The following is a 12,900-nucleotide window of genomic DNA, read 5'->3' on the forward strand; positions in this document are numbered from 1 at the left end:
ATTTCGCGCTTCAGCTGAGACGGAACGGCTGCGCGGAATCCGTGCGTTCGCCAGGACGCGGACGCGGCGTGCGCGGCAGATGCACTTCGAACACCGTGCCCGCCTGCGCGGACGATTGCACCGTCACGTCGCCGCCATGCATTTCGGTGATTTCGCGCGTGATGTAGAGGCCGAGCCCGAGGCCGCTGGACTCGCTCTGACGCCGCCCCGAGCGATACGGCGCAAAGATGGTCGGCACCACTTCAGGCGGAATCTCGCCCGCGTTCTGCACGACGATGGTCACGTCGTCCTTGCCGCCTTCGAGACGCACTTGAATGGCCGAGCCTTCGAGCCCGTGCTGCAACGCGTTGCCGATGAGATTCGAAAACACTTGCGAAAGCAGATCGCCGTCGCCTTGCAAAAGCGTATCGCCGTGGCGCAGCACGAAGATGCGCCCCTTGCCGACACGCGCCTCGTATTCCTCGACGATATTCTTCGCGAGCGTCGCGAGTTCCACGGAACGCGGCTGCAAGGTCACGCGGCCGCCGCGCAGACGCGCGAGGTTCAGCAACTGATCGACCATGCGAACCATGCGCATGCCGCTCGACTTGATGCGGTTGCCGATATTCGCGACATTCTCGTCCGGCACGAAGCGCGCGAGATATTCCGCCGAAGCGATCACGGCCGACAGCGGCGTGCGCAGGTCGTGACCGAGCACGGCCATCAGCATCTCGTTTGCATCGAGCAGTTGCTGCACGGTTGCGAGTTGCGTCGCGAGTTGCTGCTTTTGACGCTCCATCTGAATGAAGACATCTACCTTCGAATTAAGGATGCGCGAATCGAACGGCTTGTAGAGAAAGTCCACCGCGCCCGCTTCGTAGCCGCGAAACGTGCGGTTGCCGTCCTGCGCGGTCGCGGTCAGAAAGATGATCGGCACATGCGCCGTACGCGGACTGCCGCGCATGAGTTCGGCAAGTTCGAAGCCGTCCATGCCGGGCATGTTGACATCGAGAATGGCGAGCGCGACGTCGTGCTTGAGCAGCAGTTCGAGCGCGGCCGGTCCCGATTCCGCCTTCAGCACCGAGAGATCCGGCCGGGCCAGCGACGCCTCGAGTGCGGTGATGTTGTTGCGGATGTCATCGACGATCAGCACATAAATGGGTTGCGTCATTTAGCGGCTCCCCTTGCCTGCATTGCCTGTTTTGCTTCCTGCGTCGCTTCCAGCTTCATTGCCTGCCTCATTGCCTAACTTATTCTCTGATAAGTACCCGATGCGCGTGGAAAGACGCGTCACCATTTGCTCCAGCGTCAGGACCTCTCGGACCGCGCCGTTTTCGATAGCCGCAAGCGGCATCGCGGACGAGGAAGCCGTGCGCGGGTCCTGCGCCCAACACGCGCCGCCCGCATCGCGAATCGCCAGCGCGCCGCGCGCGCCATCGTCGTTGGCGCCCGACAGCACGATGCCGAGCAGCCGCTCGCGATACGCGTGCGCCGCCGATTCGAACAACACATCCACCGATGGCCGCGAAAAGCGCACGGGCGGATCGACCGACAGCGCGATGGAAGGCGCCGCGCCATCTTCCGCCTCGACCAGCATGTGATACCCCGGCGGCGCGAAATACACCGTGCCCGGCGCGATCTCGTCCTTGTCGAAGGGTTCGCGCACAGCGATTGCACAGCGTTGCGCGAACAGGTCGGGCAACAGGCTCGGCTGACCCTGCCGCACATGCACCACGACGAGAACCGACGGCGCGAACGCTTTCGGCAGCGCCGGCAACAGCAGATTCAGCGCCTCGACGCCGCCCGCCGACGCGCCGATCACGACAGCGTCGAAGACGAGCGGGCGCTGCATCTGTGTGCTCATCGCTATACCTTCTGATAAAGCCGCTCGCGCGGATTGAAGTCGGCGAACTGGTCCGCATGTTTCGAAAAACGCAGGCTCTCCTTGCTGCCGAGTCCGAGAAAGCCGCGCCGCACGAGCGAATCGCTGAAAAGGCCGAGCGCGCGGTCCTGCAACGCGCGGTCGAAATAGATCAGCACGTTGCGGCACGAGACGAGATGCGCTTCTAGAAACACGCTGTCCGTGGCGAGGCTGTGATCCGCGAACACCACACGCGACTTGAGCGTCTGCGAGAATTTCGCCGCGCCATAGGCCGCGTGATAGTAGTCGGAGAGCGAACGCTTGCCACCCGCCGCGAGGTAGTTCTGGCTGAACCCCGCCATGCGATCCAGCGAATAGATGCCGTTTTCCGCGATACGCAAGGCTTCCGCGTTGATGTCGGTCGCGTAGAACACGGTGCGCTCGGCGAGCCGTTCCTCGGCGAACAGCACCGCGAGCGACCACAGTTCCTCGCCGCTGCTGCATCCCGCGACCCATACCTTGATCGAAGGATAAGTCTGCAGAATCGGCACGATCGTCTCGCGAATCGCACGAAAATACTGCGGGTCGCGGAACATCTCGCTCACCTGCACGGTGAGGTACTGGAATAGCCTGCCGAAGAGCGACGGGTCGCGCAGAATGCGCTCCTGCAATTGCGAGAGCGTCGCGCATTCGAGATCGCGCACTGCCTGGCCGAGCCTGCGCCGCAGCGAACTCACCGAATAGTGCCGGAAGTCGTGCTGATACTTGAGGTAGATGGCCTCCAGAATCAGCTTCAGTTCGATATCGAACGTGGCTTCTTCGTCGTGCATGCTTTCGTTCATCAAGTGGGCCGTCTGATCTGACATCTCACGTCAACGCTGCCGCAACCAGACGCGGCACAGCGATACGAGCTTATCGACATCGATGGGTTTGGATATGTAGTCGTCCGCACCCGCCTCGAGACATTTCTGGCGATCGCTCTGCATGGCCTTCGCCGTCAGCGCGATGATCGGCAGGCGCGCGTGCTCATGCTGCTTGCGAATCTCGGTCATGGCGGTGAGGCCGTCCATCTCGGGCATCATCACGTCCATCAGAACGAGGTCGATCTCGTTGGGACGCGCGAGCGCTTCGAGCGCCTCGCGGCCGTTGCGCGCGATCTCCAGCGTGGCGCCGAGCGGCTCGATCACGCGCGACAGCGCGAAGATATTGCGCACGTCGTCTTCGGCGAGCAGGATCGTGCGGCCTTCGAACACGTCGTCGCGCTGACGCGCCGCGCGCAGCATGCGTTGCTGCTCGGGCGGCAACGCGCTTTCCACGCTATGCAAGAAGAGCGTCACTTCATCGAGCAGACGCTCCGGCGACTTCGCACCCTTGATGATGATCGATTTCGAATAACGGCGCAGGCGCTGCTCTTCCTCTTGCGAGAGCATGCGGCCCGTGTAGACGATCACTGGCGGCGAGCCGTGTCCGCTGCTCGTCGAAACGCGTTCGAGCAGTTCATAGCCGGAACCGTCGGGCAGCGCCAGGTCCATCACGACGCAATCGAACGCGGCGCTTTTCATCTCGTCGAGTGCTTCGGCGATGGAGCCCGCTTCCACGATTCCCACGGTTTCGCTCGCGAGCAACGCATGAATGCTCTGACGTAAGGCCGGATCGTCCTCGACCACGAGCACGCGCCGCATGCCTTGCGACGAGCGCGCTTCGAGCTTGAGGATGGCCTGCGCGAGATCGTCGCGTGCGCTCGGTTTGAGCGTGTAGCCGATTGCGCCGAGATGCAGCGCGACATCGGCGTGATCCGTCGCGGAGACGATGTGGATCGGGATATGACGCGTGAGCGGATCGTGTTTCAGCCATTCGAGCACGGTGAGGCCCGACTGGTCCGGCAAGCCGATGTCGAGCAGGATGCCGTTGGGTTGCAGCGAACGCGCCAGTTCCACGCCTTGCGTGGCGCTTGCCGCATGCACGCAATCGAAATCGAGTTCGTGCGCGAGATCGTAGAGGATATGCGCGAAAGGCTGATCGTCCTCGATGACGAGGATCACGCGCCCCGGCCGCTTGCGGTCCGCGCGGTCGTCGGCGATACCTTTTGGCTCGGGCATCGACGCCTGCGGAGGTTGCGGCGCCGGGCGTTCTTGCGGAGCCGGCGAAGGCGCGACCGGCACCAAGGCAGGATCGCGCACGGCGGCGGGCTCGGGCTCGCGCATATGTCCGATGGTGTCGAGCTTCGCGGTGACGGTGCCTTCGCGCGTGGCGATCGGCAGCGTCACCGAGAACACGCTGCCTTTGCCGACTTCGCTCGATACGCCGACCGAGCCGCCGAGCAAACGCGAGAATTCGCGCGAGATCGAAAGGCCGAGTCCGCTGCCGCCGTATCGACGGCTCGTGGTGCCGTCCGCCTGCTGGAACGCCTGGAAGATCAGGTCTTGCTTGTCGCGCGCAATGCCGATGCCCGTGTCGCGAACCTCGAACCGCAGTGCCTGTTCGTTCGCGCGTTCCACCGCGATCGTCACGCTGCCGCGCTCGGTGAACTTGAACGCGTTGGACAGCAGATTGCGCAGCACCTGCAAGAGCCGCTGGTTGTCGGTGACGAAATACTCCGGCACGTTCTCGCCATGCACGGTGAAGAACTCGAGCCCCTTGCTGGCCGCGACCGGCGCGAAGGATTGCTTGAGCGCTTGCAGAATCGAATCGACGGAAGCGGGCGCGAACTGCACATCCATCTGGCCCGCTTCGACTTTCGAGAGATCGAGAATGTCGTTGATGAGCGAAAGCAGATCGCTGTTCGACGAGTGGATGGTCGCCGCGTAGCGCACCTGCTCGTCGGAGAGATTGCCTTGCTTGTTGTCCTGCAGGAGCTTGGCGAGGATCAGCGAACTATTGAGCGGCGTGCGCAATTCATGCGACATGTTCGCCAGGAACTCCGACTTGTACTGGCTCGCGCGCTCCATCTGCAACGCGTTCGCGGTCAGTTCCTGCTGCGCCTGAAGCAGTTCGGCCTTCTGCCGTTCTAGGTTTTGCGAATGCTCTTCGAGCTGCACATTGGTCTGTTCGAGTTCGGCCTGCTGCTGTTCTAGCCGCGCCTGCGAGTCCTGCAAGGCGCGGCCGCGTTCTTCGAGTTCTTCGTTCGAGACGCGCAGTTCTTCCTGCTGCACCTGCAATTCCTCGCTCTGACGCTGTGTCTCTTCGAGCAGTTCGACGAGCCTCACGCGATACCGCGCCGAGCGCAACGCCATGCCCATCGCTTCCGATGCCATTTCGAGCAGCTCGCGGCTGTCGTTGAAGCGTCCTTCGTCGCCGACAAAGCCGAGCTCGACCACGCCCATCACTTCGCCATCGGCCATGACGGGCGCGACCACTACGCTCGACGCCGCAACCGTGCCCAGCGCGGAGCCGGCTTTCAGATAGTGCGCGGACGCATCGCGCATTTGCAGGATGCGCTTGTCCTCGACCGCCTGACCCGCAAGCCCGACGCCGCGCGCAATGCGGCGCGGCGCGCTGTCTTCGTCGGGAAGCGCCCAGCCGGCGATGCGCGTGAGCGTATCGGCTTCGAACGTATAAACCACGCCGACTTTTGCGTTGACATACGGAACGAGCGAACGAAGCATGCTGACGCCGATCGAAGCCGGAGACTGTTCGCCGCGCAATTGCAGGCTCATCTGCATGATGCCCTGCTGCAGCCACGTGGTCCGTTGTACCGCGAGCCGCGATTTGATATACAGGTGCGCCACCGCCGACACCACGAGCAACACGAAAATGCCCATCGCGCGATTGAGTTGCAGGACTTCGTGGTTTGCGGTGGGTTCAGCGTTGGAGAAGACGTAGCCGCCGATCATCAGCACCGAAGACGCACCCGCGACGATAATCGGCGCAGGCGGCTTGTCGAGCCACATGCACAGCACGACCGGCAGCACGTAAAACACCCAGATCGCGAGACGCGTGGGCGTGAGCAAGTCGATGGCGAACACGACGGCAAGCGCGATCGCAATGGCAAGGTAAATCCACGAGGCGTGGCTTCGAGTGTCTTGGGGCATCGTTGACCAGGATGTTCATGTTTTGCAAAAGCGCCTACAAAGCAGGCAGGTCCGGACCATAGCACGACCCGCAAGCCCTTGTCATATCTGGCTTTGGGGGTTCTTGACGCATCCATTGTCGCGCGGCACTTGTTACGAAAAAACCGCCGCGCAAATGTAAGGGCGAGGTAAGAATGACTGAATTTTCCGGCTCACGCGTGCTTGTCACGGGAGCCTCCGGTTTCGTGGGTTCGGCGGTTGCGCGGTTCGCGATCGAGCGCGGTTTCAAGGTGCGCGTGCTGGTCCGCGCCACGAGTCCGCGCAAGAACGTCGAAGCGCTCGATGCCGAGATCGTCGTCGGAGACATGCGCGACGAAGCCTCAATGCGCGCCGCAATGAAGGGCGTGCGCTATCTGTTCCATGTGGCCGCCGACTACCGGATCTGGGCGCCGGACCCGGGCGAAATCGAGCGCGCGAACCTGCAGGGCACCGAGGCGACAATGCGCGCGGCGCTGGCCGAAGGCGTGGAGCGCATCGTCTACACGAGCAGCGTGGCGACGCTCAAGGTCACGAGTTCGGGCGCAATCTCGGATGAGACGAAGCCGTCGGACACGGCGAGCACCATTGGCGCGTACAAGCGCAGCAAGGTGATGGCGGAGCGCGCCGTCGAGCGCATGGTCGCGAATGACGCGTTACCGGCGGTGATCGTGAATCCTTCGACGCCCATCGGTCCGCGCGACGTGCGGCCGACGCCTACCGGGCGCATCATCGTCGAAGCGGCGACAGGGAAGATTCCCGCTTTCGTCGATACGGGCCTGAATCTCGTCCATGTCGATGATGTCGCCAACGGCCACTTTCTTGCGCTCGAACGCGGCAAGATCGGTGAACGTTATATTTTGGGGGGCGAGAATCTGCCATTGCAGCAGATGCTCGCGGACATCGCCGGATTCGTCGGGAGGAAGCCACCGACCATCAAGCTGCCGCGCGGGCCGCTTTATCCGCTCGCCGTGGGCGCGGAGATGTTCGCCAAGTTCAGCGGCAAGGAGCCGTTCGTGACGGTGGACGCGCTGCGCATGTCGAAGAACAAGATGTATTTCACATCGGCAAAGGCGGATCGGGAACTAGGCTACAGCGCGCGGCCGTATCGCGAAGGGCTCAAAGACGCGCTCGACTGGTTCCGTACGAACGGCTATCTGGGCAGTTGACGGCGCAACGTTCCGCATTGCGAGACTGGCTCAACTCTTCTATAAGACCTAAAAATTTACAAGTTATTGATTTGAAATAAAAATACTTTGTTTTACGCTCGCGCGGCGACCAGCTTTCACACGCGCGCCCCTCAAAATCATGCAAAATAGCGGATTCACGGCCGGAAGGGTGAATGCAGCCGGCGCTTTTTTCCAACCTGTTCTGCGAAGTCGAGACAAGCGATGAGTAATCAGCAACCCACTATCATCTACACCCTGACCGACGAAGCTCCGCTGCTCGCAACCAGCGCCTTTCTGCCGATCGTCCGCACTTTCATCGCGCCGGCCGGCGTCAATGTCGAAACGAGCGACATCTCGGTCGCCGCGCGTATCCTCGGCGAGTTTCCCGAGTTCCTGAGCGAAGAACAGCGCGTGCCGGACAACCTCGCCGAACTCGGCAAGCTCACGCAGTTCGAAGACACCAACATCATCAAGCTGCCGAACATCAGCGCGTCGCTGCATCAGCTGATCAGCGCGATCAAGGAATTGCAGTCGAAGGGCTACAAGCTGCCCGACTATCCCGAAGAGCCGAAGAACGACGAAGAGAAGGCCATTCGTCAGCGCTACTCCAAGTGCCTCGGCTCGGCCGTGAACCCGGTGCTGCGCGAAGGCAACTCGGACCGCCGCGCGCCGCTCGCGGTCAAGAACTTTGCGAAGAAGCATCCGCACAGCATGGGCGAATGGAGCATGGCGTCGCGTACGCACGTCGCGCACATGAAGCATGGCGACTTCTATCACGGCGAAAAGTCCATCACCAACGACCAGGCTCGTGAAGTGCGCATGGAACTCGTCACGAAGCGCGGCGAAACCATCGTGTTGAAGCCGAAGGTCAAGCTGCAGGAAGGCGAGATCGTCGACAGCATGTTCATGAGCAAGAACGCGCTCGTGGCGTTCTACGAAGACCAGATGGAAGACGCGCACAAGACGGGCGTCATGCTTTCGCTGCACGTGAAGGCGACCATGATGAAGGTTTCGCACCCCATCGTGTTCGGTCATGCGGTCAAGGTGTTCTATAAAGACGCGTTCGCCAAGCACGCGAAGCTCTTCGAGGAACTCGGCGTCAACGTGAACAACGGCTTGGTCGATCTCTACTCGAAAATCGACACGCTGCCGGAATCGCAGCGCGATGAAGTCATCCGCGACCTGCACGCCTGTCATGAACATCGCCCGGCGCTCGCCATGGTCGATTCCGCTAAAGGCATCTCGAACCTGCACGCACCGAACGACGTGATCGTCGACGCGTCCATGCCCGCCATGATCCGCGCGGGCGGCAAGATGTGGGGCGCCGACGGCCGTCCGCAAGACACCAAGTGTCTGATCCCGGAAAGCACGTTCGCGCGCATCTATCAGGAAATCATCAACTTCTGCAAGACCAATGGCGCGTTCGATCCGCGCACCATGGGCACGGTGCCGAACGTCGGCCTGATGGCGCAGAAGGCCGAAGAATACGGCTCGCACGACAAGACTTTCGAGATCAGCGAAGCCGGCACGGCGCGTATCGTCGATAACGCGACCAACGAAGTGCTCGATTCGCTCACGCAGGAAGTCGAGCAAGGCGACATCTGGCGCATGTGTCTCGTGAAAGACGCGCCCATCCGCGACTGGGTCAAGCTCGCCGTCACGCGCGTGAAGAACTCGGGCACACCGGCCGTGTTCTGGCTCGACCCGTACCGTCCGCACGAAAACGAGCTCATCAAGAAGGTCGAGACGTATCTCAAGGACCATGACACCACGGGCCTCGACATCCAGATCATGTCGCAGGTGCGCGCCATGCGTTACACGCTCGAACGCGTGATCCGCGGCATGGACACGATCTCGGTGACGGGCAACATCCTGCGCGACTACCTGACCGACCTGTTCCCGATCATGGAACTCGGCACCAGCGCGAAGATGCTCTCCATCGTTCCGCTGATGGCGGGCGGCGGCCTGTACGAAACCGGCGCGGGCGGCTCGGCGCCGAAGCATGTCAAGCAACTGGTCGAAGAAAACCATTTGCGCTGGGATTCGCTCGGCGAGTTTCTGGCGCTGGCGGTATCGCTGGAAGAACTCGGCATCAAGAACGACAACGCGCGCGCGAAACTCGTCGCGAAGGCGCTGGATGCCGCCACCGGCAAGCTGCTCGACAACAACAAGAGCCCGTCGCCGAAGACCGGTCAGCTTGACAATCGCGGCAGCCAGTTCTATCTGGCCATGTACTGGGCGCAGGAACTCGCGAACCAGTCGGAAGACCGCGCACTCGCCGAACTGTTCGCGCCGCTCGCGAAGCAACTAGGCGACAACGAGCAGAAGATCATCGACGAACTCAACGCCGTGCAGGGCAATGCGGCGGATATCGGCGGGTACTATCAGCCGGACCCGGCCAAGCTCGAAACGGTGATGCGTCCGAGCAAGACGCTCAACGCAGCACTGACCGAAGCACAGGCACGCGCGAAGTAAAGTAGTCGGCGCCGTCTCGAAAGGCGTCTTCCGGTGCAATCCGGAAGACGCCTTTTTCTTTGCGGCGGGGAACGGCGAAGCGCTTCATCGGCAGCCGTTTCCAAGCATTTCGTTACAACGTGTGCCCGGTGGCTCCTGACGGAGAAGGTAAAATCACGGTCTCGCTGCCAGCATCGAAAGACACAGATACCTTCGCATGAATCTACATGACCAGCTCGGCGCGCTGGAGTCGAGCCTCGACACGCTCCTCCAGTCCGCTACTTCTCCAGACGACCAACCCGCTCCGCTGCCCATGCGCGTGACGAGCGCGGAGCCCGTCGCGCCCGCTGCGGAACCTGCGCCGCTCGGCGCGGAAGCCGAGCGCGAGCAAGCCGCAAGACCCGCGGAAAAGCCTACGCTGACCGTCTCGCGCCCCGACCGCGATGCAATCGAAATGACGATCGCCGGCCAATCGGTGCTGCTGAGTCCCGAAGGCGTGTCGGAGCTGATCGAGGAATTGGCGAACGTGCGTGCATCGATGACGCCGGATCAGCCTGGCGGCATCGCGCCCGGCTGGCGTTTCGCGGCAACGAAAAACCCGCTGATGGCCGTGCAGAAGCACGCAAACGGGGATCGACTGCTCATCATGCGTCACGGCGGACACGGCTGGGTGCCGTTCACGTTTTCGCCGCACGCCGTCGTCGAGATGTATGCCCTTCTGACGAAGAAGTAACGCGCGTTCAAGTCGGTCAGGAGCCTTCCTGCGTCGGCGCCTGCACGCGCGCCTTCCACTGACCGCCCTTGCCGCTCCAGTAACGCACGGCCGAGCCGATCGTCGCGCTCACGTAGAACAGCGCCACCAGCGGCAGGAACGGCGCCCACAGCAGCGAACGCCGGTAGTAGCGCAGCATCGGCCCATACGCAATGCACATGAGCGCCCACGCCGCGCAGGCGGGCCAGGCACGCGCGCCCATCGTGAGCGCCAACAACGGCGGCGCGAGATAGATCACCACCATGCCCAGCACCGTACCCGCGAGCAGAAGCGGCGAGTAGCGCAACTGCGTGAACGCGGTGCGCGCGATCATGTTCCAGATTTCGCGCCAGTGATCGTACGGACGCAGCGACTCGCTCGATTCGGCCAGATCGAGCCGAATGGGCCGCGCGCCGTTGCGCCCCGCGCGATGCTTGATGCGCGCGGCAAGACTGCAATCGTCGATGAGTTCCTGCCGGATCGACTCGATACCGCCCGCCTCCACCAGCGCCGAACGGCGCACCAGCATGCAGCCGCCGGCCGCACCCGAGGTCGTTTTCCGCACGTCGTTGACCCACGCGAACGGATACAGCTTCGCGAAGAAGAACACGAACGCTGGAATCAGCGCCTTCTCCCACGGCGAGTCGCAGCGCAGTCGCACCATCAGCGAGACGAGATCGCGGTCTTCTAAAATCGTGCGCGCGACGAGTTGCGTGGCGGCATCGGCCGGATGGTAGATGTCGGCATCGGTAAGCAGAAGGAATTCGGCGGGCAGACCGAGCGAATCGATGGCACCGATGCCCTGCGACTGCGCCCATACCTTGCCCGACCAGCCAGGCGGCAACGGTTGCGCGGTGAGCACGGTCAGGCGGTCATCGAGCCCGAGATCGCGGGCGGCGGCGAGTGCGGCGGCGGCGGTGCCGTCGGTGCTGTGATCGTCCACGACGATCACGTGGAACGCGCCCGCGTAGTCTTGCCTGAGCAGCGAGCCGACCGCGCGGCCGATCACGTCGGCCTCGTTACGCGCGGGCACCACGGCCACGAGCGCCGGCCACGCGCCGCGACGGGCAATTTCGGCTTTGCCGACCGCGTGCACGGTCGTCGCGGAAAGCGCGGGTGCGGGCTGGGCGCGCCAGAAGCCGCCACGGGCGAACAGCAACACGATCCAGATCAGAAATGACAGCCAGGCGATCAGTAGCATGAGATGAAAGTCGAGGGCGGCAGCTCGGACGACCGAGTGCGCTTGCGTTGAATCAGGTCGGATCAGGGATTGCAGCGGGCCGGGGCGTTGCGCCAAAAATACACGAAGGAATAACGCGCGAGGCACGCAAACAAGGCGCAAACGACGCAATCGCACCGTGGCGAGCGAGCGCCCCGCCCGGAGCACCCGACAGTTTAATGGGATATGCCGGTCGCCGTATTGCCGCGTGCCGCAAGGCTCAGCCGGAACGTATGCGACAAGCACCCATAAAGGGAACGAGTTAGAATACGCGGTCATCTTCGGCATGCAGACCGAACCCGGCACGTCGTTTTTTCCGGTCTGCATTCCGGGCTTGCCAAGCCGCCCGTTTGCGGCATGGCCGGCACGATAATGTGGTCCCATGGAACGCGCGAGCATCGCGCCGCCTGATCCGAAACCCGCGCCAGTCGGAGTTCGTTCGAATATGCGTATCATCCTTGCTCAACCCCGCGGCTTTTGTGCGGGCGTGGTTCGCGCGATCGAAATCGTCGATCGGGCGCTGGAACGGCATGGCGCACCGGTGTATGTGCGTCACGAGATCGTTCACAACCGTCATGTTGTAGACAATCTGCGCGGCAAGGGCGCACGTTTCGTCGAGGAGCTCGACGAGGTGCCACACGGCGCGGTCGCCATTTTCAGCGCGCACGGCGTCGCGAAGAAGGTGGAGAAAGACGCGCTGTCACGCGGGCTCGACGTGCTGGACGCCACTTGCCCGCTCGTCACCAAAGTTCACGTGCAGGGCCGGCAGTATGTCTCGCAAGGCCGTACACTCATTCTGATCGGCCACGCGGGGCATCCGGAAGTGGAAGGCACCATCGGGCAGATTCCGGGCAAGGTCGTGCTGGTGCAAAGCGAGGCGGAAGTGGAAACGCTAGCTTTGCCTGTCAATGCCCCGGTCGCCTATGTCACGCAGACCACGCTTTCGGTGGACGACACGCGCGGCATCATCGACGCCTTGCAGCGCCGTTTCACCGATATCGTGGGTCCGGACACGCGCGACATTTGTTATGCCACGCAGAATCGCCAGGCCGCCGTGCGCGAGTTGAGCACTCAGGTCGATGTCTTGCTCGTAGTAGGTGCCACGAACAGTTCCAATTCGAACCGGCTGCGCGAGATCGGCGCGGAAACCGGCGTGCCGAGTTATCTCGTCGCCGATGGTTCGGAAGTCAAGGCCGAATGGTTTGCAAAGGCGCAGACTGTCGGCATCACCGCGGGTGCTTCGGCGCCCGAGGAAATGGTCAAACATGTGATCGATGCCCTGCGCGCGTTCGGCCACGTTGAAGTCACGACGATGGAAGGCCGCGAGGAAAAGGTCGAATTCAAACTCCCCGCGAAGCTGTTGCAACCGCTCGCCGCCCTGGCGACCACGGCAGCGACGGCCACCCGCGAAGAATAAGGAG

Annotated in this window: 9 protein-coding genes; 4 read left to right on the top strand and 5 right to left on the bottom strand. The window is 62.6% G+C overall.

The features are described from left to right. Positions 1-10 precede the first annotated feature (10 nt). The 4 genes from NCR98_RS19845 to NCR98_RS19860 are packed head-to-tail and all read right to left on the bottom strand — an operon-like array spanning position 11 to position 5,871. Entirely contained in the window at positions 11-1,150 is a 1,140-nt protein-coding gene (locus NCR98_RS19845) for a hybrid sensor histidine kinase/response regulator (protein ID WP_250467569.1), read from the bottom strand. Beyond that, entirely contained in the window at positions 1,151-1,843 is a 693-nt protein-coding gene (locus tag NCR98_RS19850; RefSeq protein WP_244828853.1) for a chemotaxis protein CheB, read from the bottom strand. A 2-nt stretch (positions 1,844-1,845) separates the two neighbouring features. Then, positions 1,846-2,682: a CheR family methyltransferase gene (locus NCR98_RS19855; RefSeq protein ID WP_250527045.1), complete on the bottom strand. Its 837-nt coding sequence runs from the start codon at positions 2,680-2,682 to the stop codon at positions 1,846-1,848. Positions 2,683-2,712: 30 nt separating this feature from the next. Next, positions 2,713-5,871 carry a response regulator gene (locus NCR98_RS19860; protein WP_250492945.1) on the bottom strand — a complete coding sequence of 1,053 codons (3,159 nt, stop codon included), beginning with the start codon at positions 5,869-5,871 and terminating at the stop codon, positions 2,713-2,715. Between the two features lie 173 nt (positions 5,872-6,044). On the opposite strand from NCR98_RS19860, the gene hpnA reads away from it, so the two are divergent. From hpnA to NCR98_RS19875, 3 genes are all read left to right on the top strand, one after another. Further along, positions 6,045-7,055 (top strand): hopanoid-associated sugar epimerase, encoded by a 1,011-nt coding sequence (hpnA, locus tag NCR98_RS19865; protein ID WP_250527046.1) that lies wholly within the window; start codon positions 6,045-6,047, stop codon positions 7,053-7,055. A 222-nt stretch (positions 7,056-7,277) separates the two neighbouring features. Beyond that, positions 7,278-9,530 carry an NADP-dependent isocitrate dehydrogenase gene (locus NCR98_RS19870; RefSeq protein WP_250467572.1) on the top strand — a complete coding sequence of 751 codons (2,253 nt, stop codon included), beginning with the start codon at positions 7,278-7,280 and terminating at the stop codon, positions 9,528-9,530. A 196-nt stretch (positions 9,531-9,726) separates the two neighbouring features. Beyond that, positions 9,727-10,242 carry a hypothetical protein gene (locus NCR98_RS19875; protein ID WP_250467573.1) on the top strand — a complete coding sequence of 172 codons (516 nt, stop codon included), beginning with the start codon at positions 9,727-9,729 and terminating at the stop codon, positions 10,240-10,242. Positions 10,243-10,258: 16 nt separating this feature from the next. Here NCR98_RS19875 and NCR98_RS19880 read toward each other — a convergent pair whose 3' ends face one another. Continuing rightward, positions 10,259-11,461: a glycosyltransferase gene (locus tag NCR98_RS19880; RefSeq protein ID WP_250467574.1), complete on the bottom strand. Its 1,203-nt coding sequence runs from the start codon at positions 11,459-11,461 to the stop codon at positions 10,259-10,261. Between the two features lie 463 nt (positions 11,462-11,924). Between NCR98_RS19880 and ispH the strand changes: the two genes are divergently transcribed. Next, positions 11,925-12,896: a 4-hydroxy-3-methylbut-2-enyl diphosphate reductase gene (gene ispH / locus NCR98_RS19885; protein ID WP_250510437.1), complete on the top strand. Its 972-nt coding sequence runs from the start codon at positions 11,925-11,927 to the stop codon at positions 12,894-12,896. The last annotated feature ends 4 nt before the right edge of the window (positions 12,897-12,900 follow it).

The sequence above is a fragment of the Caballeronia sp. GAWG2-1 genome, assembly GCF_023631405.1.
Taxonomy (GTDB): domain Bacteria; phylum Pseudomonadota; class Gammaproteobacteria; order Burkholderiales; family Burkholderiaceae; genus Caballeronia.